At 53.2% G+C, this 26,656-nt stretch carries 19 protein-coding genes; 13 read left to right on the forward strand and 6 right to left on the reverse strand.

Annotation, left to right across the window (positions count from 1 at the left end; translation table 11 throughout):
• Nucleotides 1-1,089 precede the first annotated feature (1,089 nt).
• Nucleotides 1,090-2,163 (reverse strand): RepB family plasmid replication initiator protein, encoded by a 1,074-nt coding sequence (locus ACVKSX_RS20565; protein ID WP_010256943.1) that lies wholly within the window; start codon nucleotides 2,161-2,163, stop codon nucleotides 1,090-1,092.
• 2,060 nt (nucleotides 2,164-4,223) lie between these two features.
• On the opposite strand from ACVKSX_RS20565, the gene ACVKSX_RS20570 reads away from it, so the two are divergent.
• The 7 genes from ACVKSX_RS20570 (at nucleotide 4,224) to ACVKSX_RS20600 (ending at nucleotide 13,114) form a co-directional block, all read left to right on the forward strand.
• Complete coding sequence (locus ACVKSX_RS20570; RefSeq protein ID WP_354439338.1) at nucleotides 4,224-5,426, forward strand: AAA family ATPase; 1,203 nt, start codon at nucleotides 4,224-4,226, stop codon at nucleotides 5,424-5,426.
• Nucleotides 5,423-6,394 carry a ParB family protein gene (locus ACVKSX_RS20575; protein ID WP_010671957.1) on the forward strand — a complete coding sequence of 324 codons (972 nt, stop codon included), beginning with the start codon at nucleotides 5,423-5,425 and terminating at the stop codon, nucleotides 6,392-6,394. Before ACVKSX_RS20570 ends, ACVKSX_RS20575 begins: the two co-directional genes overlap by 4 nt.
• Before the next feature lie 219 nt (nucleotides 6,395-6,613).
• The gene (locus tag ACVKSX_RS20580) at nucleotides 6,614-7,540 is read left to right on the forward strand and encodes an aminoimidazole riboside kinase (RefSeq protein ID WP_132499682.1); all 927 of its coding nucleotides are present in this window, start codon (nucleotides 6,614-6,616) and stop codon (nucleotides 7,538-7,540) included.
• A 157-nt stretch (nucleotides 7,541-7,697) separates the two neighbouring features.
• Nucleotides 7,698-9,233 (forward strand): carbohydrate porin, encoded by a 1,536-nt coding sequence (locus ACVKSX_RS20585; protein WP_033774052.1) that lies wholly within the window; start codon nucleotides 7,698-7,700, stop codon nucleotides 9,231-9,233.
• A 67-nt stretch (nucleotides 9,234-9,300) separates the two neighbouring features.
• Complete coding sequence (locus ACVKSX_RS20590) at nucleotides 9,301-10,671, forward strand: sucrose-specific PTS transporter subunit IIBC (RefSeq protein WP_010256928.1); 1,371 nt, start codon at nucleotides 9,301-9,303, stop codon at nucleotides 10,669-10,671.
• Nucleotides 10,671-12,080, forward strand: coding sequence for a sucrose-6-phosphate hydrolase (locus ACVKSX_RS20595; RefSeq protein ID WP_354439334.1), 1,410 nt, complete (start codon nucleotides 10,671-10,673; stop codon nucleotides 12,078-12,080). Before ACVKSX_RS20590 ends, ACVKSX_RS20595 begins: the two co-directional genes overlap by 1 nt.
• A 29-nt stretch (nucleotides 12,081-12,109) precedes the next feature.
• Complete coding sequence (locus ACVKSX_RS20600; RefSeq protein ID WP_010671961.1) at nucleotides 12,110-13,114, forward strand: substrate-binding domain-containing protein; 1,005 nt, start codon at nucleotides 12,110-12,112, stop codon at nucleotides 13,112-13,114.
• Nucleotides 13,115-13,134: 20 nt separating this feature from the next.
• Here the strand turns inward: ACVKSX_RS20600 and ACVKSX_RS20605 are convergent, their stop codons facing one another.
• Entirely contained in the window at nucleotides 13,135-14,325 is a 1,191-nt protein-coding gene (locus ACVKSX_RS20605) for a cytochrome P450 (RefSeq protein ID WP_346459324.1), read from the reverse strand.
• Nucleotides 14,326-14,347: 22 nt separating this feature from the next.
• Nucleotides 14,348-14,893, reverse strand: coding sequence for a chorismate mutase (locus ACVKSX_RS20610; RefSeq protein WP_061902435.1), 546 nt, complete (start codon nucleotides 14,891-14,893; stop codon nucleotides 14,348-14,350).
• 382 nt (nucleotides 14,894-15,275) lie between these two features.
• Here ACVKSX_RS20610 and ACVKSX_RS20615 point away from each other — a divergent pair, with 382 nt between their 5' ends.
• The gene (locus ACVKSX_RS20615) at nucleotides 15,276-15,521 is read left to right on the forward strand and encodes a hypothetical protein (protein ID WP_010256916.1); all 246 of its coding nucleotides are present in this window, start codon (nucleotides 15,276-15,278) and stop codon (nucleotides 15,519-15,521) included.
• A 1-nt stretch (nucleotide 15,522) separates the two neighbouring features.
• Here the strand turns inward: ACVKSX_RS20615 and ACVKSX_RS20620 are convergent, their stop codons facing one another.
• Nucleotides 15,523-16,434, reverse strand: coding sequence for a GNAT family N-acetyltransferase (locus ACVKSX_RS20620; protein ID WP_187511485.1), 912 nt, complete (start codon nucleotides 16,432-16,434; stop codon nucleotides 15,523-15,525).
• Between the two features lie 518 nt (nucleotides 16,435-16,952).
• Here ACVKSX_RS20620 and ACVKSX_RS20625 point away from each other — a divergent pair.
• Both ACVKSX_RS20625 and ACVKSX_RS20630 read left to right on the forward strand, forming a co-directional pair.
• Nucleotides 16,953-17,126, forward strand: a complete 174-nt coding sequence (locus ACVKSX_RS20625) for a hypothetical protein (protein ID WP_010256913.1) — start codon at nucleotides 16,953-16,955, stop codon at nucleotides 17,124-17,126.
• Nucleotides 17,127-17,524: 398 nt separating this feature from the next.
• Entirely contained in the window at nucleotides 17,525-19,108 is a 1,584-nt protein-coding gene (locus tag ACVKSX_RS20630; protein WP_354439331.1) for a sensor domain-containing diguanylate cyclase, read from the forward strand.
• Nucleotides 19,109-19,132: 24 nt separating this feature from the next.
• Here ACVKSX_RS20630 and ACVKSX_RS20635 read toward each other — a convergent pair whose 3' ends face one another.
• Nucleotides 19,133-20,914 (reverse strand): sensor domain-containing diguanylate cyclase, encoded by a 1,782-nt coding sequence (locus ACVKSX_RS20635; protein WP_029519685.1) that lies wholly within the window; start codon nucleotides 20,912-20,914, stop codon nucleotides 19,133-19,135.
• Between the two features lie 347 nt (nucleotides 20,915-21,261).
• Here ACVKSX_RS20635 and ACVKSX_RS20640 point away from each other — a divergent pair, with 347 nt between their 5' ends.
• From ACVKSX_RS20640 to ACVKSX_RS20650, 3 genes are all read left to right on the forward strand, one after another.
• Nucleotides 21,262-22,695 (forward strand): methyl-accepting chemotaxis protein, encoded by a 1,434-nt coding sequence (locus ACVKSX_RS20640; RefSeq protein WP_354439329.1) that lies wholly within the window; start codon nucleotides 21,262-21,264, stop codon nucleotides 22,693-22,695.
• A 361-nt stretch (nucleotides 22,696-23,056) separates the two neighbouring features.
• On the forward strand, nucleotides 23,057-23,296 hold the full coding sequence (locus ACVKSX_RS20645; RefSeq protein WP_010256895.1) for a hypothetical protein: 240 nt from the start codon (nucleotides 23,057-23,059) through the stop codon (nucleotides 23,294-23,296).
• Between the two features lie 405 nt (nucleotides 23,297-23,701).
• Nucleotides 23,702-25,843 (forward strand): putative bifunctional diguanylate cyclase/phosphodiesterase, encoded by a 2,142-nt coding sequence (locus ACVKSX_RS20650; RefSeq protein ID WP_111534844.1) that lies wholly within the window; start codon nucleotides 23,702-23,704, stop codon nucleotides 25,841-25,843.
• A gap of 55 nt (nucleotides 25,844-25,898) precedes the next feature.
• Here ACVKSX_RS20650 and ACVKSX_RS20655 read toward each other — a convergent pair whose 3' ends face one another.
• A complete protein-coding gene (locus ACVKSX_RS20655) occupies nucleotides 25,899-26,483 on the reverse strand; it encodes a GNAT family N-acetyltransferase (protein ID WP_191919398.1) in 585 nt (194 codons plus the stop codon).
• Nucleotides 26,484-26,656 lie beyond the last annotated feature (173 nt).

Consider the following 26,656-nt stretch of genomic DNA (forward strand, 5'->3'; position numbering starts at 1 on the left):
CTTAATCTCTGTACTCATTCTGGCTCAGCTCTATTTGATAACCACTGTAGCGAGTAAAGTAACGATATTCAGGGTTCGGAAACCACTGTAGCGAGTAAGCAGAGCAAGTAAATCGTCATCCGTCCTTCTAAATTGCAGCGCGAAGGCGCATTACCCTTTGTTTCAGGTACTCCAGGTACGGTTTCATTCAGTCATAACCACTATAGCGAGTAAAAAACCGATCTCCCTCTCAACAATGAATTTTGACCCTTGATTGCAGAATCCGCCCTGTGTGGGGCCTCGCAAAGGTGCTTTTATGAATGCAGCTAAGCTCTAAAACTGCAAAAATCTGAAGCACGGCACACCGTTTAACGGCTGTGGCGAGTAACCATTTTTAAGTGTGGGCATTTGGCAATTTAACAGGAAGTCTTTTACTGACAGTGCAATAAATGATAGTGAGTGCTTACTATATTTAAGGTAACCACTATATCGAGCATAGGCCAGTGACAATAACAACCACTATAGCGAGTATGCTCCCCATTTCTGCTCCCAATTAACAACCACTGTAGCGAGAATATCGCATTCATCAGCGCCAGTATCCGATCATTAACTGAACGCTTTAGCGATAAAACAACCTGATAACCACTGTAGCGAGTAGTTTACCCACCCTGGATGGACAAAAGGGAGATGAAAAAGCGCGGTAACGGAGGAGATAACCACTATAGCGAGTAGAGTAATGACACCAATTCCCCTGCACAGCCTGCTTGAATACTTCATGACGGCCGTACTTTCTGTGCTGTGATCAGGTAAGTAACCACTATAGCGAGTGAACATTGGGTCTCATTCTGGCTATTACGCTTTTGAGACCGCTCTTCCGGGAGAGACTAACCACTATAGAGAGTAAACACAGCACCGGGCTCAATTCAGGTCCTGCCGATGGAGAGTGATGAATAGCGCGATTAGCCCTGTTCAGACAGGCGTTACGTATGTTGCTGTCGTGCTGGTAACCACTATAGTGAGTAACGTTACTCGCTACAGTGGTTATTGTCTTTCAGCCCGGCGTTCCCGATAAGAGATTGAAAGCGGAGTAGCATGCTAGCAGAAAGCGTGTCATTGCTTCTTTTGCTTCCTGATTTTGTTCAGTAGCTCTTTTTCTTCACGCGAGACCATCACCAGCTCACTGCTATCCTCTTCAATCACCGGTTCAGGCAGGCTGACGTCAATTACGTCGGAATCGATATCAAGATCGTCAAACTCATCCATCTCATCATCGATCAGGCCTGACTTACTGAGCGGCAGTTCGGCCGGGCGCAGCTTAGGATGACGATAATGAACCCAGAAGTAGACTGATGAGCCACGTCGGGTTTCGGTGTAGTCGAGATAGCCGATCTCTTTTAACTGCTCCATGGCCTTTCTGACGGTGGCATTCTGGGTAATCACACGCGATGTCAGGTTAAGTCTTGCGCGCAGACGCGCCATAGATATCGGCGCAGGCTTCGGCGGAAGGCTTTCAATGAAGGTGTAGAGCGCCTGAGCAGACTCTTTGCGTGCCAGCTCATTGATGGCTTTAAGCTGCAGCAGAACCTTTCTGTCGAACTGATACAGCTCAAAGATCTTGGGATCGGCCTGCAGCGTTACCGTGTCCTTCTTGATGCTGTATTTCGCAGACTGCACCAGGTGCGTCGTGTAGTTCTCTCCGCCCTTGCTGGTAAAAGTCAGGGTGTTAGAGGCAATACGCGTCAGCGAAGCATCCAGACGGCTCCTGAGCTTCGAGGAGAGACGCACTGAGGGTATGCCGCATAGTTTGGCAAATTCAACGAAAGAGAGCGTTACCGTGTCTCCCAGACACTCATGCGTAGCGAATGCACGAATGATCCCGACCCAGGTTTTGAAATCATTATCCATATCCAGGCGGGCACCCAGAATCTTAATGTTGTCATAGCCTTCTGACCTGACCAGGGATAACTGTTTAAGATCCTGGGTCACATCCATGGCGTTCATCTGGTTTTTCTGACTGCGCGCTGTGGATTTTAACGTCGGAACAAATAAACCGAGTCGCATCAATGCTACCGGCTGGACGGTGTTGTTACTGTTGGGGGTAAGAGTAACAACTTCACCTGTACGTTTATCTGTTTCGCTAAACGCATCAGCTATGTTCAGGATATCTGGTTCTTTTCTTGGCATTAGGAAGATCCGTGATGTGAACAGGCGAGAGCCGCTGTTACTCGATACAGTGGATACTATCACTCACTACAGCGGTTAATCTACTTACCATAGTGGTTATTTCTCTCGATATAGTGGTTGTTTTACTCGTTATAGTGGTTATCAACCCGGCTTTAACGTAGTCATACCGTGGCCTGAGGCGGTGCTGGGATCTTTAAGGAACTTAATAAGGATCTTAAATTGATCTGTTATTGGATCTATTCAGTGGATAACCTGAGAAAACTAACTGAAAAAGAGTCGAGCCACCGCCCTCCCCCTTTACTGGATCTCCCTCTTTCATCGCAAGCACTCTGGAAAAAGCCGTCATCTACACATAATCAGGGTTATGCACACCGATTCAGACCACTTACTCGCTATAGTGGTTGTTGAGTACTCGCCAGCGCGGTTGCTTTTCTCGCTATAGTGGTTGTTATACTCGTTATAGTGGTTATTCTTCTCGCTACAGTGGTTACTGACCCCCTTCCAGGCCTTGTGTCACAAGGCTTCAGACGCTGCAGGGATCTGTTAAGGATCTCAATTTGATCTATTGAGGATCGACCAATTGGATCTGGCCTGTGGATAACGGGAATAAAACACACAAAACAAAGAATTAGCTGAGAGTCCCAGTCAGAAGTGATTTTCACCTTCAGTTCTGAATGTGCGGTTTATCAGAAGCACGACTGAGAAGGTCTTTTACTGCTAAAACGATCTAACGCTGAGCATAGGTAAGACTGGAATGTTGCATACACCTATAACCATTAAATCTTTAGGGTTATAAGTTTAAATCAGGCCTCAGAAAATCGGTCAGTGAAAATACAGAAAACTCACCATGATGTTAATCGCCTATCTATTTGATAAATAATGGATTATTTTTTATTTTCATGATGAAAACACCATAAGATTCTTACTTAACGTAATATCTTTGTTTTGTCAGTACTCAGAATCTGTCAGACATACTAAAAAGGCACTTAAAATAACTTTCCCGGAAGAAGTTAATAAGGCACCAGTGAAGGAACAACAGGAAGAACAGGAAGAACAGGAAGAACGACAGTAAGAAAAATGCGTTCGGCATAATAACTTAAACTAATAAATAGGCTTAGCGTGAATGAAGTAATTTCAGGAATGTAAGAATGATATGAAGATGAAAAGATTGTATCGGGAGCTGAATCAAGCACAGTAGAGCGTTAATTCTGACTGTCCGGCATAGCTACATTATGGTGACTTGCCACAATTAATATTGTTCTAAGCCTTGCCGCATTAAGCCTGTTCTCTACTCCTATTCCTACTCCTACTCATGCTCTTAAATCGGCAGTCTTAACTCTTCGATGATTTTGATTCGTGACATCACATAATGATGAAGGGAATTAAATCCCTCTCTTTTCTGGATTAAGCCTTGCAATAAAAAAACCCTATGCGGAAAACGCCTGACATTATGTTGACAGGCAGCAACACAGATTATGAACGATACATAATGACAAGGCATAAAAGGTATAGATTTGGAAGCAGTGATCTTAAGTTAGCAATGATAACGGTAACGATTACTTGCGCACTTTACCGTTATGCCTACTCCTTCAGGTTCAAAAGCACTGTAATAGCTTCTGAGTAAAACTCTACGTCAGCAGTAAATGTTGAGTGAAAGTGCATTAATCCTGGAAATTTTTCACCAGGCTATTTCACGCTTAATTAAATGATTTATAATAACTTTTATTGAATTTTCATGCTGAAAACACCATTAAAAAAACACGAAAACAATTTAACGAGCAAGCTGCAGACTGGCAGATGATTTATCAGAATCGGAATGCACCGCTCCGAATCATTAGTCCTTAAAATATTCGTTTAATGTCGCCATTTTAAGTTATCTGTCTCAACCAGCCTGTAAGACAAAAAAGCAGAGCGATTCACTTTCCAGTGATTCACAAAAGTAATGCTGCTTGCATCTTACCATCGCGGAGAAAAAATCCAGGTTTTTGGCATTTTTCTAAAAAATTGGCAGATATGTGCTTTTTGTGTAGTATGCAAAAAACATTAACGCAGAGGGGCTTATGAAGCGTGATTATGGTGGAGTGCTGGAAATGGCCACACGTGCCAATTCCATGTTACATGGACTGAGTAACCATATTGAGCAGCAGCGTCAGGAATTTAACCAGACCGGTTTTTACCAGACCTTCTCCCGGAATGCTGTCGCCAACATGCCATTGCTGAGTAAGCATGCTGTTGTCGCCGCAATTGGTGATATGGAAGCAGCAGGTTATCAGTTTGGGAAAAAACAGACCGGCAGCACCTCACAATATGCCCTGAATATCCAGAATGTGGTCGACATCTATCAGCATCGTAAAGTACCGAAATATCGTGATCGGCACGATGGCCCCTTTGTCGTATTCGTTGTCAGCCTTAAAGGTGGTGTCTCAAAAACAGTGAGCACAGTCACGCTGGCCCACGGTATGCGTGCACATCCTTCTATGTTACATAATGACCTGCGTATTCTGGTTATCGACCTGGATCCACAGGCATCAAGCACGATGTTCCTGAGCCATACCAACAGTGTCGGTTCAGTTCTGGAGACGGCAGCGCAGGCGATGCTGAACGATCTGGATGCTGACCAGCTTCGTAAGCAATTCATTAAACCTACTGTCATGCCCGGCGTTGATGTGATCCCAGCCTCTATCGACGATGGTTTTGTTGCAAGCGACTGGGAAGAGCTGGTTGCTGAGCATCTGCCAGGCGTTGCGCCTTCGGAAGTACTACGCCGCAACGTGATTGATCGTCTGGCGGGCGACTACGATTTTATCTTCCTTGATACCGGACCTCACCTTGATTCATTCATGCTGAATGCAATTGCGGCCAGTGATGTATTGCTGACGCCGACGCCTCCTGCACAGGTCGATTTCCACTCCACCATGAAGTATCTGACGCGTCTGCCTGAAATGCTGGAGCGTATTGAGTCCGAAGGCATTGAGCCACGGCTTAAAGCCAATATCGGCTTTATGTCCAAAATGACTTCTAAACACGATCACCTGACTTCGCAAAGCTATGCCAGGGAAGTGTTTACTAAATCGATGCTCGACTGCAGCCTGCCGCGACTGGATGGATTTGAACGCTGCGGCGAATCCTTTGATACGGTGATCAGTGCCAATCCCTCCTCTTATCCGGGCAGTGCGGACGCTCTGCGCAAAGCTAAATATGAAGCCGAGCAGTTCTCAAGGGCTGTGTTTGACCGCATTGAATATATCAGGAGTACCCTGTGAGCAAACCTATACAGCGCATCGGGCGCAAGTTTGGTGATTCTGCTATCGCAAACATGATCGACAGCAGCAGCCAGTCGCGCACATTTACGCTGAAGTCGGGCGCGAAGGCCACCTTTGTGCGCCAGCTAATCCTGCATGATGATATTGAGACCAGAACTAGCGTTGACCCAAAAATCAACGGACGTGACCAGAGCACGCTGACGCCGGAATCGCTTCAGGAGATCACCCGTACTATTACGCTGCAGCAATTTTTTCCGGCTATTGGTCGTGTCAACGGTGACCGGATTGAAATCATGGATGGTTCGCGCCGCCGCGCCGCATGCATTCTTTCCGGTGCCAGTCTGGAAGTACTGGTCACCGCTGATGAACTGAGCCTTAGTGATGCGCGTCAGCTGGCTGCGGACATTCAGACAGCAAAAGAGCATAACCTGCGTGAATTAGGCCTGCGCTTTATGCTGATGAACGAAAATGGCATGAGTAAAACAGAGATTGCTAAAGCCGAAGGCATCTCAAACGCAAAGGTCTCACGAGCGTTCCAGGCCGCAGCCGTACCCGCTGAATTTATTGAACTCTTTCCGGTCGTATCAGAGCTGACACTTCAGGATTACCAGCTACTGCTCGATGTCTGGGAAGAGGCGAAAGCGGAAGCGGTTGATGTCACCGCGCTGGTCAGCGATATTAAGCAAACGCTGAAAGCTGATGATTCCCTGCTAAGCGCCAATGCGGATGAGAAGAAGAGCGCGATTCTTAACGGCTTTAAAAGCGCCCGTCGTCAGTTAAAAAAACCTGCACCCGTCAGCAAGACGGTGACGGAAAAGCTGGCTACCTTTACCACAGCTAATACCTATGCGCGTCGTAAAACTAATGATGAGAAGCGCACTGTGCAGTATGAATTCAGCCGTTTGCCAAAAGAGATTGCTGAACAGATTGACGCGTCAATCAGACAGATACTCTCCACATTAAAATAATCCTCTTTACGTTTTTGATACCAGAACCGGCCCCTGTGCCGGTTTTTTAATTCTTTCCTCCACCTGCCTCCCGATTGTGCAATGCGTACCTTATCGCTTCGCCTGATCACGACTTCTGTTAATTACGCATCATTTCCGCAGGGTAATGCTTGAACTCAGCACGGTTTATCGCTATAGCTAAAACGGTTTAGCTATCAGGTTTAATCAGAGGAGTTTTTTATGTCTGTACGCGTATGGTGCCTCGGGGATGCCGTGGTGGATTTGCTTCCCGAAATGCCGGGTCGCCTGATGCAGTGTCCGGGTGGGGCGCCCGCCAATGTCGCCGTTGGAATTGCCCGTCTGCAGGGAAACAGCGCTTTTATCGGACGGGTAGGAGATGATCCCTTTGGTGAGTTTATGCGGCAGACGCTCATTGAAGAGAAGGTTGATACCCGCTACATGATCGCTGATACGCAGCACCGCACTTCAACCGTGGTGGTCGGATTGGATGACCATGGCGAACGTTCCTTTACCTTTATGGTGAGGCCGAGTGCTGACCTGTTTCTTGAGGTGCAAGACCTGCCCGTATTCCGGCACGGGGAGTGGCTGCACTGCTGTTCGATTGCCTTATCAGCTGAACCTTCACGCACGGCGACCCTGACTGCCATGGAGCAGATCCGGGCAGCAGGCGGGCATGTCAGTTTCGATTTAAATCTGCGTCATGACCTCTGGCCCGATCCGGAACTGCTGCATGCGGTGGTGAACGAGGCGCTGAGCCATGCGGACGTGGTTAAACTGTCCGACGAGGAACTCAATTTTCTCTGTCCGGATCAGGAACCGGCTATCACCATGCCGCAGCTGGCAGTGCGATTCAGCATAAAATTATTGCTGGTCACGCGGGGCAGGGAAGGTGTGATCGCCTGCTATCAGGGCCAGCTATACCACTATGCTACTTCGCCAGTGGCCAGCATCGACACCACGGGCGCAGGTGATGCCTTCGTGGCCGGATTACTCTGGGGGCTGGCTAAGTCGGGTCTTCCTGCCGATGAATCGCAGCTGGCCATCTGCCTTACCAGTGCACAACGCTGCGGTGCACTGGCAACCACGGCTAAAGGGGCCATGACAGCACTTCCGCGGCTCCACCAGCTGGACGACCTGCCAGGCTGATTATCTTATTGCCCCTGTTTTGGGAGCTATCTCACAATCACTAAACCGGTTTAGCTATTTTCATTGCGCAGGGAAATTACCCGTGGCTATGATTTGCGCCTAAACCGGTTTAGCAAAAAATCCGGTGATGATAGCCTCTCTTCAGGGACATAAAAAAATGAAAAAAAGCACGTTAGCAGTGAGTCTCTCAACGATATTACTTTCCACATCAGTCTGGGCCGACTCCAGTATGAGCAGCATTGAAGCACGCCTTGCGGCCATGGAGCAGCGACTGCAGGCAGCCGAGCAGCGAGCGAATGCAGCGGAAACCCGCGCACAGGTCGCGGAGAAACAGGCACAGATGGCTGAGAAGCAGGCACAGCAGCTGGCTGCCGTGCAACAACAGACCCAAAACTCCACCGCTGAGGTCGCGCAGCGCACCGCGAAACTGGAACAAAAATCAGCCGATGAAGGTGGCTTCGAGTTCCACGGTTATGCCCGTTCAGGATTGCTGATGAACAGCTCGGCCGCCAAAACTCAGGGTGGCCCGACCGTTACCCCTGCCGGGGAAACCGGCGGTCACGTTGGTCGCCTTGGTAATGAACCGGATACCTACGTTGAGCTCAACCTTGAACATAAACAGACGCTGGACAACGGCGCGACCACCCGTTTCAAAGCGATGCTGGCCGATGGACAGCGCACCTACAACGACTGGACAGCCGCCAGCAGCGATCTCAACCTGCGTCAGGCGTTTGTCGAGCTCGGGCAGCTTCCCACCTTCAGCGGCGCATTCGATAACGCCACGGTCTGGGCCGGTAAGCGTTTTGATCGCGATAACTTTGATATTCACTGGATCGACTCCGATGTGGTGTTCCTTGCCGGTACCGGTGCCGGTATTTACGACATGAAATGGAGCGATCAGGCGCGCAGTAACATTTCCCTTTATGGTCGTACCTTTGGCGACATTGAAAACAATGAAAACACTGCGCAGAACTACATCCTGTCGCTGAATAACTTTGTCGGGCCGGTACAGCTGATGGTCAGCGGTATGCGGGCAAAGGATAACGACGATCGCCGTGACATCGACGGCCTCAGAGTCAAAAGCGATGCGGCAGAAACCGGCGTACATGCGCTGCTTGGCCTGCATAACGACAGCTTTTATGGGCTGAGAGAAGGCACGTCGAAAACTGCACTGCTCTATGGTCATGGACTGGGCGCAGAGGTGAAGTCGATTGGTTCTGATGGCGCACTGTTGCCGGAAGCGGACACCTGGCGTCTGGCGAGTTACGGTATTACCCCGCTGGGCGGTGGCTGGCACATTGCACCTGCTTTACTGGCTCAGCGTAGTGAGGATCGTTACGTCAAAGGTGACAGCTATGACTGGGCGACAGTCAACCTGCGGCTGATTCAGGAAATCACCCAGAACTTTGAGATGCAGTATGAAGGCTCTTATCAGTACATGGATCTGCGTCCTGAAGGCTACAACAACCGTAATGCGGTCAGCGGCAGCTTTACCAAACTCACCGTTGCGCCAACCCTGAAAGCCGGTGATGTCGGTGACTTCCTCAAACGTCCGGAAATTCGTCTCTTTGCAACCTGGATGAACTGGGATCACCGGCTGGATAACTATGCCAGTGACGACGCTTTCGGCAGTAAAGGATTCGATGCCGGTGGCGAATGGAACTTCGGCGTACAGATGGAAACCTGGTTCTGACCGGGCGGCCCCGGATGCCGGGGCCAGAGATCAGGATGGATAAAAACATAACAAGATTGAGGTGTGTATGGACTATGTAAAAATATCGCGGGCATTGCTGCCCCTGCTGGGTGGTAAAGAGAACATCGCCAGCGCTGCTCACTGTGCCACCCGGCTGCGGCTGGTGCTGGCGGATGATGAAAAAGCGGATACGACCGCGATTGGCCGGATTGAAGGCGTTAAAGGCTGCTTCCGCAATGCGGGCCAGCTTCAGGTTATCTTCGGCACCGGCGTGGTGAACAAGGTCTACGCTGCCTTTATCGCCGAGGCGGGCATCAGTGAATCGAGCAAATCTGAGGCCGCTGATATAGCCGCACGTAAGCTCAACCCTTTCCAGCGCATCGCTCGCCTGTTGTCGAACATCTTTGTGCCGATCATTCCGGCGATTGTGGCATCAGGTCTGCTGATGGGCCTGCTGGGGATGGTCAAAACTTACGGCTGGGTCAATCCGGAAAATGCGCTCTATATCATGCTGGATATGTGCAGCTCGGCGGCCTTTATTATCCTGCCGATCCTGATTGGCTTTACGGCTGCCCGCGAGTTTGGTGGTAACCCGTTTCTTGGTGCGACACTGGGCGGCATTCTCACTCATCCGGCGCTGACCAACGCCTGGGGCGTCGCCGCCGGTTTCCACACCATGAACTTCTTCGGCATTGAAGTGGCGATGATTGGCTATCAGGGCACGGTGTTCCCGGTGCTGCTGGCGGTCTGGTTTATGAGCATGCTGGAAAAGCAGCTGCGTCGGGTTATCCCGGATGCGCTGGATCTGATCCTGACCCCGTTCCTGACGGTGATTATCTCCGGCTTTATTGCGCTGCTGATTATCGGTCCGGCGGGTCGTATGCTGGGTGATGGCATCTCCTTTATTCTCAGTACGCTGATTGCGCACGCCGGCTGGCTGGCAGGACTGGTGTTTGGTGGACTCTATTCGGTGATTGTGATTACTGGCGTCCATCACAGCTTTCACGCTATCGAAGCCGGACTGCTGGGCAATCCTTCCATCGGCGTGAACTTCCTGTTGCCTATCTGGGCGATGGCGAACGTGGCTCAGGGCGGTGCCTGTCTGGCCGTATGGTTTAAAACCCGCGATGCGAAGATCAAAGCGATTTCGCTGCCTTCAGCGTTTTCCGCGCTACTGGGGATTACCGAGGCGGCTATCTTTGGTATTAACCTGCGCTTTATGAAACCCTTTATAGCGGGTCTGGTGGGCGGCGCGCTGGGTGGTGCCTGGGTGGTGTCGGTCCATGTTTATATGACTGCGGTCGGGCTGACCGGTCTGCCGGGCATGGCGATTGTCCAGGCGGGCTCTCTGCTCAACTATGTCATCGGCATCGCAATCGCGTTTACCACTGCGTTTGTGATCTCTTACCTGCTTAAATACAAAACGGATTCTGAATAATGGCCTCATCAACACGTCTTGCCGCCATTCTGCAGGCGGTGATGCAGGGTATGCCAAAGGCGCTCAGCGACAGCCACTACCCTGGCTGGCATCTGGCACCGGTAACCGGGCTGCTTAACGATCCCAACGGCTTTATCCATTTCGACGGTGAATATCATCTCTTCTATCAGTGGAACGCCCTGGAGTGCGCGCATCAGCAAAAATGCTGGGGACACTGGCGCTCAGCCGATCTGCTGCACTGGCAGCATCAGCCCATCGCCCTGATGCCGGACGAGGAGTATGACCGCAGCGGTTGTTACTCGGGCAGTGCGGTAGACGATAACGGTGTACTGACGCTGATCTACACCGGCAATGTGAAGTTTGATGATGGTTCACGCACCGCGTGGCAGTGTCTGGCGCAGCAGAACAGCGCGGGCGGTTTCGACAAACTCGGTCCGGTTATCGCCGTACCGGAGGGTTACACCGGCCACGTTCGCGATCCCAAAGTGTGGCGTCATGAAGATCACTGGTACATGGTGCTGGCCGCGCAGAATACCCAGCTGCAGGGCAGGGTGCTGCTGTTGCGTTCTGATAATCTGCGCGAATGGCAGAATCTCGGCGAGATTGCAGGCAGCGAACTGGGCGGGCTGGACGCCGCTGGCTACATGTGGGAGTGCCCGGATATGTTCACCCTCGGCGACAGCACGTATCTGATCTGCTGTCCGCAGGGTTTTGTGCCTGAAGAGAAACGCTACCTGAACAGTCACGCCTGCGCCTGGCTCAGTGGCTCGCTGGATTATCAGCAGCCTGCCTACCTGCATGGCCCGCTGAACGAAATGGATGCCGGGTTTGAATTCTATGCACCACAAACCACGCTGACCGCTGACGGCCGGCGTCTGCTGGTGGGCTGGATGGGAACGCCAGACGGTGAAGAGATGGCCCAGCCAACCGTGGCGCATCACTGGATCCATCAGATGACCTGTCTGCGCGAGCTGAGCTCCCGCAATGGCCGGCTCTGTCAGCAGCCGATTGCAGAACTGCAGGCGCTGCGGGAGAGGGAGCTGCACTATCAGGGCCGCGCCGATGACGCGCCGCCGATCGCCGCGCAGCGGCTGGAGCTTGAGCTGGAGAGCCTGGGCGATATAGAACTCAATTTCGCCGATACGCTGATCCTGACGTGGCAGCAGAATGAACTGCGGCTTGCCCGTCGCAGCCTGGTATCGGGTCAATGGACCTATCGTTACTGGACAGGGGCTGCACGCCGGTTGCAGATCCTGTGTGACCACTCCAGCGTTGAGATCTTCATCAACGACGGGGAAGGGGTGATGAGCAGCCGTTATTTTCCGGACCATCCGGCGATGCTAACCCTGCGCGGTCGCGCAGAACTGCAGGCCCGCTACTGGTCGTTACGTCGCTGCATGGTAGAATAAGCCCTTGTTTCACTAACCGATGCCTTGCCGTGAGAAAAACCAAACGCGTTACCATCAGTGACATCGCCGGGCTGGCTGGGGTTTCTAAAGCCACTGCCAGCCTGGTGCTCAACGGTCGTGGCGAAGAGTTACGGGTGGCGAAGGAGACGCGTGAGCGGGTTCTGACACTGGCCCGTGAACACCATTATCAGCCCAGCATACACGCCCGTATGCTACATGACGCCCGCAGTCATACGCTGGGGCTGGTGGTGCCGGAGATCACCAACCACGGCTTTGCGGCCTTTTCCCATGCGCTGGAAAATCTCTGTCGCGCCGCCGGTCTGCAACTGTTGATCTCCTGCACCGATGAAAATGCCGGTCAGGAGATGGCCGTGGTCAATAACCTGGTGGCGCGTCAGGTCGACGGGTTGATTGTCGCCTCCAGTATGCTGAGCGACAGCGACTATGTCAGCCTCAGCGAACAGCTGCCGGTGCTGCTGTTTGACCGCCACATGAACAATACCAGGCTGCCCTGGGTCATCACCGACTCTGTGACGCCCACCGCTGAGCTGGTCGAAAAGCTGGCGCGCACCTGTCCGGAGGAGATCTACTTTCTTGGCGGACAGTCTGACCTCTCCCCGACCCAGGATCGTCTGGCGGGATTCAAAGAGGGACTGATGCGGGCGGGTGTGACGCTGCGGCCGGAGTGGATAATTCAGGGTAACTACCATCCCGGCAGTGGCTATGAGATGTTTGCCGCGCTCTGTCGCAGGCTGGGACGCCCCCCTAAAGCGATGTTCACCGCCGCCTGCGGTCTGCTGGAGGGAGTACTGCGCTACATGAGCGAGCATAACCTGCTGACCAGCGACATCCGCATTGCCAGTTTCGACGATCACTATCTCTATGATTCACTCTCCATTCCGATCGACACGGTTGAGCAGAATGTCCCGGCACTGGCGCAGGCCTGCTTTTCTATGCTGACCACGATGATCGCTGGTGAGGATCCCGCTGACAGTCAGCTTATCCTGCCCGCCACGCTGCGGCTGCGCGGTTAACCGCCGGGCGTTGCAGTGCTTTACCATTCGACCGGCAGGGCGCTGACGCCGCGCAGATTAGCTCTGTGGTTGCGGCGAACGCCAGCGGCCACGGGCCGCATCTCTGGCAATCGGGTCAGTAATACTTCCAGCGCCACCTCCATTTCTGCCAGTGCCAGCCGGTAGCCCATACAGTGATGTATACCGCCACCGAATGCCAGACAGCGCCCCTCATGCCGCCGGATATTCAGCCGTTCCGGAGAGGTAAATACCAGCGGGTCGTGATTGGCTGCACCAAGGCTAAGGAAGAAGCGGGTTCCGGGCGGGATGAGCTCTCCTGCCAGCTCAATCTCTTCCAGAGTCGTGCGGTAAAGCATCTGGACCGAACTGTCGTAGCGCAGACATTCCTCTATGGCATCGGGTATCAGCGCATGATTCTGTTTCAGGCTCGCAAGTTCCTGCGGATGAGCATGCAGGGCCAGAATGGTGTTGCACAGCATGTTTGACGTTGTCTCATGACCGGCAAGAAACAGCAGTATCACATTGGCGATGATCTCATCGTGATCCAGCTGGTCGCCGTCACTGTCGCTGCGCAGAAAAAGTGACACCAGATCGCTGGCGGTGCTGTCACGACGGGAGACGATCACGGCACTGAAGTAATTTTCCAGCACGGCAAAAGCTTCAGCGGCTTTCAGCAAATCTGGCTGACTGATTTGAGGATCGAAAACCCTGACCAGCGCAGAGGTAAGGCGACCCAGTTCTGGTGCATCAGATTCTGAGACATCCAGCATCCGGCAGATAATGCGCACCGGTAGCGGAAAAGCGAATGCCTGAGCCAGATCGCAGGCACGACGCCCTTCCAGTTCATCAACCAGTTCATTGGCTATCGTCAGCGCCATCTCCCGAAGAGATTTAATCTCCCGGCCGCTGAACGCCTTCATAACCAGTCCTCTTAACCGGTTATGATCGGGTGGGTTCAGCACCAGAAACATTCTGCTGATACCCTGAAACAGCGGCAGTCCGGCTGCATCATCACCAAATCTTACTCTGACACTTTCCATATAATTTTTACCGACCCGCCGGTCGTTCAGCAGGGCGTCCACTACCGCGTGACTGCCGCTGATGATGATCTTATCTCCGGCAGGGATAAGCGGTCCTTGCTGATGCAGTTTTCGATAAAGGGGAAAGGGATTGTCAGAGTAGTCGGGGTCCATGAGTTCATGAAGCTGCATAGCGTTCTCCGCTGATAGAGGATTAGTGCTGGCGCTGAATGCGGGAGAGGGAAGCGAACAGGCTGTTTTTATCACTTTCACTGAGGTGAGGTGCCGTGAGGTGTGACATCAGAAATTCTTTGTCCTCCTGCGAGAAGGCGCCAGTCATCAGCCGCTGGCTGATCGCCGTCAGGAGCTGGGTATCCAGCTGTTGTATCTGCTGTCTGGTCTCGGCCAGATCCCTGACAGGAACAGCGCTGTCTGGTGATGAGAGCCAGTCAGCCCGATAGCGATACTGGATCGCCTTGCTGGCGTTCATCAAAGCGTGAACAAACGGCTCCACGGAGTGGGGTTCAAGCCCGGCCTGTTGTGCGTTTTGCAGCATGTTATCCAGCACCACCTGTTCCCGTGGCAGATCCTCAATAGGTAAATGATGCAGTGCTTTATAACCCGCCACCGCTTTCATCACCTGCATCCGTTCGTTGAGCGAGGTAGAAAGCGCCCCAAGAGAGACGGATGAGACTGTACCTGCAAAAACGTTACTGCACATAAACAGTGAAGAGAAAAAAATTGCCACAAAGTGAGTCATTTGCTTGCTCCATAAATGAAAACTGGCACTAATTTATGCATGAAAAAATAACTATGTGTGATTATTTTGTTTTCAAAATGTGAATCACAAGGCGGGTCAGTGAAATGAGAACAGGTCATTAATTTTAAAGTTATTTTTTATCTTTATGGTCATTAAAAATTCACATTAATTTGCAATGCTGGCGGGTTGATTGGATATGACGTTTGAATGGATTCCCCCCTGATGCAGGTGGCGTTGCGCCATTTACGTCATCTCTGTGATGCCAGAATGAGTTTACGAGGCATGCCGGGTAGTGCGCACAGGAAAGCGCCATGCCGATCAGGGTTCAGGTATAATATGTTCCGCGAGTGTGGCCGTTTTTTAGCAGCAAAACGAGGTAGGTATGTCTGTATCCGAAGCTACTACCGGTGGTAAAAGTGTCGCGGCGTTAGTTGAGAGCCTGGAAAAACAGGCGGCAAAACGTTCAGACGCGAACTGGCATGAAGGTCTGAAAAGCAGCACCAAAATCGCACTGGAAAAAATTAATGGTGCGTTTGCTGCAAAATGGATCAGCGCAGACGAGAGCCTGAGCCTTAAGCAGCGCGTTTACAGTGTGCAGGATAAGTTGATTGAGCTGGCTTTATGGTGATTTAAATTGCCTGTCGGCCGGCTCGTAAATCGGCAGGGGTAAAAAACTGATATTTCAGCACGCAGCGTCGCCCGGCATTTTGCGCGCTGCGCAGTGAAGGGGTGTTACCGGGCAGAATGGTACCGGTCAGCAGTGCCTTCTCACCATAATGATGATGAAGCTGCTGCAGCAAACGCTGCTGAGCGCGCGCGGCGAGTCCACGGCCCTGATAAGCGGGCATAATCACCTCATCCATAATCTGAAACCCCTCAATAAAGGTCAGTCGCCGGGGGACACAAATCATCAGCCCTGCCACTATGCCCTGCCAGATAATCAGAAACACATGTCCCGCGGCGATATCCTCCCGTAATTCCTGCCTGCTGGTTGCCAGTAACTGATCGCGCAGATGCGGCAGCGTGTGCCAGCTGGCACGATAGGCGCGGTTAATCGCCGTGATACAGGCGGGATAATCTTTCCGGCAGGCTGTCACCAGTGAAATATCTTCGTCGACAGGAACAGAGAGTGAAGCCAGGTCGCTGAGGAAAAGCAGTTGATCTGTTATACCGATGTCAGGATAAGTCGCAGGCAACAGGATGCGCAGCTTCAGAGGTTTCAGCGGCTGCCATGCCTGCATAATGGCGCTAGCGACCCTGTAATCGATGATGCCGTCACGCGCAACAACCTCAATAAAGGGCTGTGCAGGATCGCCACCCAGATAGCGCGGCCCGGTGAGATAACGCTGGCCGTTTATCGTCAGTTCTCGCTGCAAAAAGGCGTGCTGGGGCAGACCGGTTTCACGCCATGGAAAGGCGGCAGAAAAATGGTGATCGTGGCATCGTGTCTGCTGCTGCGCCAGCCAGCTGGCAAGCCAGTCGCTGAGACGTTCAGATGAGACAGGAACAGTACGGTAGAGCGACACCATATAATCCAGCATAAGATTCCTTATTGCCCGCCGTCAGTGATCTCCTGCCTCGCTCCGCGATACATCTGTACCGTTACCGGATTGCAGATGAGGCTGATGAGAGTGTAAACGATGTGCTCTGTTTATGACCATCTCAACCTCTCAGCCAGCACCATTACATCCCCTCTGCATGACGGCTCTGGACCTGCCAGACGGTGCAATGCTGACAATGTGAGCAGGTATACGTCATCTTCTGCGATCGCTTATCGTCGCCACCCTCTGAGCTGCATTAAACATGGGTTACGATCTATTCGGGTCTGGCTGGATTTCGTATACATGGTCAAATTAATTGATGAAATAAGGCAGGGTTGCCCAAAAATTTAAATGGGAAATAGATGCGAAATTTTTACGTAAATAATACGGAATCAGATAATCGGCAGCCGATAAATGGATTATGATAAAGAGGCTTTTCAATAATTATAAAATGTTCGATCTTTTTAACACCCGGGGGTTACATGGTTCATATTGATTTATGCACCCAGGAGGGCGTGATGAAAGCTTATGCTTTTCAGACGCCGATGCAGGCAATGACCCTGCTGGAAAAAATTAAAAATGATGAATTTCAGTGGTTTAATCTGGAGTGGGAAGGGCGCCGCTATACCTGTCCGCATCATTTTATTAAAAGGCTCAGCAGCCGCTCTTATATTAAATCGTTCTGGCGTTAAATTCGCTTAAAAGATAAGGCTGATGCACAATTACTTATTATTGATGCAGGTTTTATTTAACTGTTCTACGCATATTTTTAACGTAATGATAAACGGGGCAGAGCCTGCCCCGTTATTTTCAGCGACCATATGGCGTTGTTATCACGGTCAGCGGTAATAATAGTGCGTCATCTGCACAGATACCGGCCTGCTCAGTATCATTATTACCGCTTAATCATTTTCTGCTGTTGCTTATCAGGGCTATCGAAACGCTAAACAATCCTTTATGCAGGGCTGGACGGTTGTGTGCTGCGCCCGGCAATGCGCCGTGATCCTGTGTAAATCATCTTCTGTTCGGCCCTTGACGTGAAACGTCTACTGTTACACTCAGATGACACTTAATCCGGATCCCGACTGCAATGCCCCATGAAAAAATGCGCCTTCGCTCGCTGCTGACTTTGCTTTCCATCGGGGGCGTCATTCTGACCTCCGGTCTGCTGCTGAGTGCGCTGCTGCTCTTTCAGAAGGCCAACATCGAAGACAGTCTGCTTGAGGGGAACATTGCCTATGCCCGCAAGCTGGCTGATACCACCGATCGTTACCTGGCGACAGCACAACGTGAACTGGCCTGGAGTGCGTCGCAGATCAATGAGCTTAGCGATATTAAACGACTGGAAGGAGAGAGCGATCGCCTGCGAATGCAGTCGGGCTTTTTCAACTCGGTGGTGGTGGTAAATCATGATGCCATTATTGCAGCAACCTCACCTGATAGTCTGAATCTCATTGGCGTGAAGCTGCACTCACTTGCCAGCCTGCAGGCCATAGCGACCCAAAAGCCTTTTATCTCTGCTCCTTTTACCTCTGCGGCCGGTAACTATGTGGTGTTTTTATCACAACCTCTGTTCAGCGAAGATGGCCGCTATCTGGGCTACATTGGCGGGACTATTTATCTCAAGAAACAGAGCATGCTGAGCGAAATCCTGAGCCAGCATTTCTATTCCAATGGTTCAACGGTCAGCGTGGTCAGCAATGAAGGGCTGATTATTTTCAGTCATGACGCAGCGCGCGTCGGAACAAAGATGCTGCTGAGTCTGGCACTGCAGAAACGGCTCGCCACGACAGAAAGCGGGCATTTCACGCTGGAGAGTGAGGGACAGCACTATCTGACTGGCTATGGCACACTGCATAAAACCGGCTGGAACGTTTTTATTACCGGCACCTCTGAAACGGTCAGGCATATTCTGATGCGCACGGCAGAAAGCGCCGTCTGGTTCGTTCTGGGCATTATTGCCGTAACAGCGGCCATTATTGCCTTTATGGCCGGTCGAATCGCCTCTCCACTGGAAAAGCTGGCGGACAGAGTGCGCGATGGCGGCAGCGAAGCCCAGGCGGAATCTCTCGCCACGGTCAAAACCTGGTATTACGAGGCTGATCGGCTCAAAGAAGCCGTGCAGGCGCATCGGCACGCCGTTGCGGGTCATCTTGCCGCGCTAAACGATGAAGCGATGACCGATCCGCTGACCGGGCTCTGCAACCGACGCGGATTTTCGGCGCTGGCGGCGCAGTCAGACAGTGAGCATGAACAGTGTGCCATCGCCATTGATATTGACCATTTTAAGAAGATAAACGACTGGTACGGGCATGACGCGGGCGATGCGGTTCTGGTGAGCCTGGCAGCGTTGCTGCGTCAGGCTTGTCGTACCGGCGATATCGTCAGCCGGTTTGGCGGCGAGGAGTTTATTCTGCTGCTGCCGCATACCACGCTGGCTGATGCCGTCCGCACCGCGGAGCGCATCCGTGAGACCGTCAGCGCCACCACCTTTCCGTTTGCCGGAACGATGACCATCTCAGCCGGGGTGGCTTTGCGGAGCGATCAGGATAGCGATCGCGACTCTCTGCTGCGGCGTGCCGATGAAGCGCTTTACGAAGCAAAAGCCGCCGGGCGTAATACCGTCATCATTGCCGGAGCTGAGGAGTTCAGCGCGTCTGATTCGGCCGGGTAAGATTCCGGGGTGTGTGGGACAGGCTCAGCACTTACTGCGTAATCGCCAGCCGAGCCACTCATCCAGTGCCGCTTCCGGCAGCGGCCTGGAGTAGAAAAAGCCCTGTGCCTGGTCGCAGCCAAACTCGGTCAGCGCCGTAACGGTTTCCGCATTCTCCACGCCCTCAGCCAGCACCATATAATCGAGATCTTTAAGCATCGCAATAATACTGCGGGCGATGACGCGCGATGCGGTGTCAGATGAAATTTCGCTGATCAGTGAACGGTCCAGCTTGATCACATCCAGCGGAATGCGCCGCAGATAACTGATGTTGCTGTAGCCGGTACCAAAGTCATCCAGTGAAATACCGAATCCACGAAGTTTCAGCATCTCAAGCCCCCGCATTGCGGTCGCGCTCTCCAGAATCCGTTCCGTCTCCAGACACTCAATGCCCAGCAGCGAAACCGGGAGCTTCGCCCTGATCATCTGCTCTTCCAGCTCGTCGGCAAAACCGTCACGTGAAAAATCGCTGCTGCTGACGTTAATGGTGATGGGCAACTGAATATAGCTGTTGCGCAGCCGGGAGAGCCGGGCGATTGCGTGCTCTGTCACCCAGGTGGTCAGTTCACTGAGCAGCTCGGTTTGCACGGCAAAGGGTAAAAACTGTGCAGGAGACAGTTCGCCGCGCTGCGGATGCTGCCAGCGGATCAGGGCCTCCAGGCCAATTGGCTTGCCGCTGTGCAGACAGATTTTAGGCTGATACGCCAGCCATAACCCCTTATCCTGGCGTATCGCGATGGCCAGGTCATGCATCAGGGTGAAGTCCTGCGTATGGCGCGTATCAGTGGCCTCGCTGAAAGGCATCGAGGCGACGTCGCGTGTGATGGCCTCGTGCAGCGCGCTGACCGCACGCCGCAGGATCTCCTGGGCAGGCATCTCCCCGGTATTGAAACTCGCCTCACCGGTGTGGGTCATCAGTGCAACCGACAGCCCATCGCCGAGATCCGCGCTGATCCCGGCCAGCTTGTTTGCCACCCAGTTGGCAGTGAGTCTGCTCTCCTGACGTGTCAGCAGGGCAAAGCGCCCGGTGGCTACGGTGTAGAGCATCTCTCCTGGCGCAGGCCTCAGGCGCAGCGGCAGCAGTGTCGCCACATCTTTCAACAGGCTTTCAACTGGTCCCATGCCCATTGAGCGCGCAAGCTCGTAGGCGCGCGGCATATCGATACAGTCAATCAGCACCAGCCGCCGTGGCGTGGTGTCACCGGAGGCGGCAAGAAACTGCAGGTCGCGAATCAGACGCTGGCGGTTGGGCAGACCGGTTACCGGGTCGGCAAAGCCAGCCGAGTACCAGGCCTCAAGAAATGACATCACCAGTGCCGCCAGCATCTTCAGCATGGCGACCTGATCCGCATTAAAGGGATGAGGCGCGGTGTCAGTCACGCACAGCGTACCCAGTATCAGACCTGTGCTGCTTTTAAGCGGTACGCCGGCATAAAAGCGAATAAAAGGCGCGCCAACAATCAGCGGATGCTCAGCAAAGCGGGTATCCAGCAACGTATCGGGTACTACCACGGTGCTGTCACTGTCCACTGCATGCCGGCAGAGCGAGTCCTGCCGGGAGGATTGAGTGAGTGTGAAATTTTGCGCAGCCTTAACATGCTGCATCTCATCATCCAGTACGGAGATAAAGCTGCCGGGTATACCGAGTGCCTGGCTGGCCAGACGGACGAACTGTCGCAACACATCGTCACGACTTTCGTCGTTACTGCGCAGCGCGTGCAGGGTTCGCGTACGGCAATCGTCGCCGTCGCTGAGACTCATAAGCATGGATTCCTCCGCACCGGCTGATTACGGCGCGAAATTAAACAGAAAAATTGAAGGGTATGATGTCATGACTACAGGCAAATTCTGCAAAAAGAAAGAGTCATGACCATTTATTTTTTATCACACTGCACGGCATTGCTGGTCAGAATAGCAAATCACTTTTCTTTAACGAAATATTTTAGTAATCACGATTCTATTATTTTGTCGTTAAAAACTTTTAATTTCTTAAATATCCTGCCAGTATACAGAGTATAAACATAGTGCACTATATAATAATGCACTAAAGTAGATGACATAACTTATTTTTTATTTAATTTTAACTACACCAATGACAACATCGGGGAAACCTCATGAATTCACTCAGGCATTTCACTATCCGCCGCGTTGTGCTGTGGATGATGATCGTCTCACTGGGCATCGTCGTGCTGGCCGGTGGCTACAGCAGCCAGGTCGTGCGCGATATCTTTCGTCAAACCGATCGTTCAGCCGTTCTGACGCAGCAGCTGAGCTTTCTGGCGCACAGCGCTATCGTCATGCAGAGCGGTACGCCAGCCGATCAAAACGCGCTCGTCGCCTCAACCCCGGCCGATGCTGACTGGGATAACGTCCGCGCGGCACTTACGACAACCCCCTCAGAATACGCAACGGTTGCCCGTGCGCAGCTGGACAAGGTGACGCAGCAGCTGGCCCGGAATCAGGCACCCCTGAAGGCTGACCGGCATCGGCTTGAGGGCGTCTTGCTGGCAGCACTGCTGGCGGCAGTGGCGTTGCTGCTGTTTTGCGACCGCTATCTGGTCGTCCATCTGGTGCGTCCGGTAGGTAAAATTCGCGGTCATTTAAAAATTATTGCCGATGGCGATCTGACGCGCGAACCGGAAGATCTGGGGCGCAACTGTGTCGGGCAACTGGTGCCGCTGGTCAAAGAGATGCAGCACAGTCTGTTGCAGACGGTCAGCGCTATCCGAGACAACGCAGCCATTCTTCATCGTGAAGCGGGGGACATCGCAGCGGGTAACGCCGATCTCTCCGACCGGACATCCACTCAGGCTGCTGCGCTGGAGCAGACCGCAGCCAGCATGGAGGAGATTACCGTCACCGTGCGTCACAATGCAGAGAATGCCCGTGAGGCACGTGAACTGGCTGCCAGCACCACGGATACGACTCAGCAGGGCGTGGAACTGGTTCAGTTGGTATCGGCAGCCATCACCAGCATCGCTCAGGGATCAGAAAAAATCCGGCAGTTCACCACCACTATTAATGGTATTGCGTTTCAGACCAACATTCTGGCGTTAAACGCCGCTGTAGAAGCCGCCCGTGCGGGTGAACAGGGCCGCGGCTTCGCGGTAGTCGCCAGTGAGGTACGCTCACTGGCACAGCGAAGTGCTGCTGCCTCTAAAGAGATCGAAGAGCTGATTGCCGATACCGTGGCACGCGTTGACGATGGCCGGCGGGCGGCTGAGAGCGCAGGAACCACCATGGAGGCCGTGCTGCGCGGCGTCGGCGGCGTGAATGAACTGATCGGACAGATTGCGCTGGCTTCGGATGAACAGAGCAAAGGGATTGCCCAGGTCACGGTCGCCGTTGCAGAACTTGACCGCGTAACGCAGCAGAATGCGACGCTGGTTCAGCAGGTTTCGGCGACGGCAGGCAGTCTCAGTGGACAGACTGAAAAGCTGGGCAGCGTGATTACGCGCTTTACCCTGCCGCATCGCCCTCTTGCCGTAGAGCCTAAACGCGTCACGCCTGCTGAAAAAGGCGGCTGGGCAACGTTTGCGCGGGCATAGCCTGAACGTATTTTTTCTGAACTGTAGATAATGTCTGTCCGGCACGGAATAACGATTAATATTCACTCTTTTTAAAAGAGGGATGAAACGGTCATTTTTTGTGACTGTGATTGACGTTGATCATCATTCGATCAACGTCACCATTCAGAATGGCAATTACTATTCTCAGCGGTGCAAAAATTATCCGGGCAGCGATTTAAATATAATTCAGGTTATTTTCTCTGTTTTTACTGGTGCGTTACGCTTTCCTGATAAGTGTAAAACGCCGGGCTGTTAAAACTTAACTCAAATTTATGTTTTGGCCGCAGGCGTGTACTTCCGCCCGGCCATCTCGCCGGGGCACCGTATGCGGAGCGTTTATATGGGAAATCAGATTTTACAGCGGCCTGTCGCCGTCCAGCACAACGTGCGTGAGCTGCGCCTTGCGGCCGGTCTCTCTCAGGAGATTGCAGCCGAGCGTTTCGATCTTAGCCAGCGTGTCTGGCAGACGAAAGAAGCATCGAAAAATCCTGCGCTGCTCAGTCAGGGAGAGTATGAACTGCTGATGCTGCTCGCCGGAGAGCATCCGCACTATCAACTGGTACCAAAGCTGAAAAAGTAAGGCGTTCATCCTCTGTTTTCTCTTAAGTAAAGTCATGTCGGGCCGATATAGAGAGCTAAGCGAGGCGCATTACCGCCTGTCTGATCTGCTCTGGCCAGATAATCCTGGGCGGTCCGCCGCACTCTCTCTGGCAGGCATAACGTGTTAACTGATGCCTCGCTGTCTGCGGTGTCAGCTTTATCGGACTCAGCGCGGCAACCTGTTGCTGCCGGGTTTACTGACGGGCCTTTCTTCCGGCAACGGATCGGCAGCGAACTCTGCGCGTTCTGTCTGATTGAACGTGTCCTCTTTATACTGTGTCAGGCCAGCCACAGCAGATAACATCAGAGGAGAGTTACGCTGAAACGTCCAGTTTATCATGATGCCGAGGCGGCTCGCCTCGACGCACTTAAGCAGTATCATCTGATGGATTCACCGCCGACCGATGCGCTGGATCGCCTCACTACGCTTGCCGCGCGGCTGTTTCGGGTGCCGGTCGCTTTTGTCTCGCTTATCGACGAAAAGCGGCAGTTCTTCGCCTCCCGGTACGGTTTAAATATTTCAGGTACGGCACGCAACGTCGCCTTCTGCCACCATACGCTGGCGCAGGGCGATATCCTCTGCGTGCCCGATACGCTGAAAGATCCGCGCTTCCGCGACAGTCCGCTGGTTCACGGCTACCCCTTTATCCGCTTTTACGCGGGAATCCCGCTCTCGACCCCTGATGGGCATCATATTGGCACGGTCTGCCTGACCGACAGCCATCCTCGTGAGCCGTTAACTGCAGAGGATCGAAAGCATCTGAACGATATTGCTGCACTGGTGATGGATCGCATGGAGATGCATCGTCTGGAGTTATTGCGCTACACCAGCCAGCAGCGACTCGAGGCGATCTCATCCACTTCGCCTGACGCCATTGTCTGCACCGACCTTCGGCGTGGCATAACCTTCTGGAACCCGGCCGCCACCGCGCTGTTCGGCTACAGCGCAGAGGAGATGCGCGGCCAGTATATCAGTGAGCTGATCCCTGCTCGCTGTCAGACTGACTACCGTAATGAACTGGTCCGGATTACCTCTGACGAAGCAGCTATCTCGCACCCACGCTCTTTGCAGATATGGGGTGTCACGCGTGAAGGTCGTGAATTTCCGGCAGAGGTCTCTTTTTCGGGCTGGCGTGAAGAGGGCGAACGGCTGGTGGGCATGATCATCCGCGATGTCACGGCCCGCTATGAGAGTGAGGCGCGGCTCTGTGAGCTGGCCTCACTGGATATGCTGACACGTCTCGCCAGCCGCAGCGCGTTTATGGATCAGGTCGGCCAGCTGACCAGGGCGGGCGTCCCCTATACGTTACTGATGACCGATCTCGATGGTTTTAAAGAGGTTAACGATACGCTGGGGCATGCTGCAGGCGATGCGTTGTTGTGCCACGTTGCCGAACAGATTCGTGCGGTCTGCGCCAGTGCCGTGACGGCTGCGCGCCTGGGTGGTGATGAATTTGTGATCCTGTTAGCAGGCGGCAGCGCAGAGGCGGCGATCACGGCGGAGAAACTGATTGCGGCCGTTCAGACGCCGTTCCGCTATCACGACTCACCGGTGGTGGTCGGTGCCAGCACCGGCATCGCCTCCTATCCGGAGCACGGCAGGGATCCCTCTTCGGTGATGTCCGCCGCTGATCTGGCGCTCTATCGCGCCAAAGCGTCGGGTAAAGGCTGCAGCATGCTGTTTATGCCCGCGTTTCGTGAAGCGGAGCAGCAGCGGCGCCGTTTTGAGCGCGAACTGGAAACGGCGGTGCGGCAGCAGCAGTTCACTCTTTACTATCAGCCCCGCTACGACGTTGAAAGCGGAAAGCTTATTGGCTGCGAGACGCTGGTGCGCTGGCAGCATCCGACGCGCGGGCTGCTGTTGCCGGCTGAATTTATCGGCATGCTGGTTAAAAGTCCGCTTTCAGTCACGCTGGGTGAATGGATCATCCGCAGTGCTCTGGCACAGGTCCGGCAGTGGCAGGTTCGCTCTCCTCAGCTTCGCGTCAGCATTAACCTGTTTCCGCGCCAGCTGGCAGGGAACAGCCTGGAGACGGTGATACGTGAGAGTGCCGGAGGCGATGCCGGTTTTGTTGAGCTGGAAGTGGATGAGCCACTGCTGGCCGTGCTGATGCAGGATATGCCGGTCCAGGTTGACGCCGTACGCCGAACGGGAGCCTCGTTCGTTATCGATCATTACGGGCGTACGCTGGGGGCGATTAACCTGCTGCGCTATAGCGTTGTGACGGGTTTTAAAATCGATAAGTCGATGACGCACGAGCTGGGTTCCAGCATGCGGGTGCGTATGATGTTCCGGGCCATTACCGCGCTCGGCAAAAGCCTGGGGATTCGGGTGGCCGCCGAAGGGGTGGAAGATAAAGAGCAGATCGCTTTTGTTACGGCCGCCGGATGCGACATTATGCAGGGCAATGGCCTGTGCCAGCCACTGACGCCGGCGGACTTTGAGGCGATGCTGTGCGGAGAGGAGCACTGTGCGCCCGCTATCGCTATCGCTATCGCCAGCGGTTATGACGTTACGCCACGCTAATCGGTCTGATTGTGGCGAACGGAGCGGAGGATGCCCGACGCTGATGGTCTGCGCCTCAGGGTGAGTGTGCGGGCTGATATTCCTGTTTCAGCAAGCCGAAGATCCAGTCATCCTGCCACTGGCCGTTGAGGAAAAAGTTCTGCCGCAACGTCCCCTCCTGCACAAAGCCCGCTGAAATCAGGGTCCGGCGTGAGGCCGCATTGCCTGCCGTCACCGTCGCGATCAGTTTGCGGTAATTCTGCTGTTCAAAGCAGAAGGTGATAATGGCATGCAGAGACTCGCTGCCGTAGCCTTTGCCCTGCGCATCTGCGGCCAGAATAAAGCCAAACTCCGCAATACCCTCTCCACGATCGATAAACCCGCAAAAGCCAGCCGGAGCACCGGATGTTTTTTCTCCGATAACCAGACAGAGCCAGTGCCTGCAGCCCTTGTACCAGGCGGGCAGGCGGACATCAAATGAGTGGGTTCTGATCTCTTCAGCGCTGCGCGGATCGCTGATGTACTGCATCACCGATCTATCCTGACTGACTGCCAGATAGAAGGGCCAGTCTTCCTGCCGAAGTGACCGATAAGTCAGGCGTGGCGAGGTGACTTTCAGCGGTATTTCAGCCGGTACTTTAGCTGGCTCTTCAGTTGTCATCATGCAACTCCCTGTGGATCGGATCTCTGTGGCGATGGCGCAAAATAACACAGAGTGGCTGACTGGCGGGACGCGCTTTTGCCGCTCTGCGAGGTATCCCGCAATCCCGACGCTATTTCACCAGCTCCTGCTCTCGTGCATTGTCCAGCTCCCGCTTGCCACATTTGCTCTTA

The organism is Pantoea sp. PvP021 (assembly GCF_054056055.1).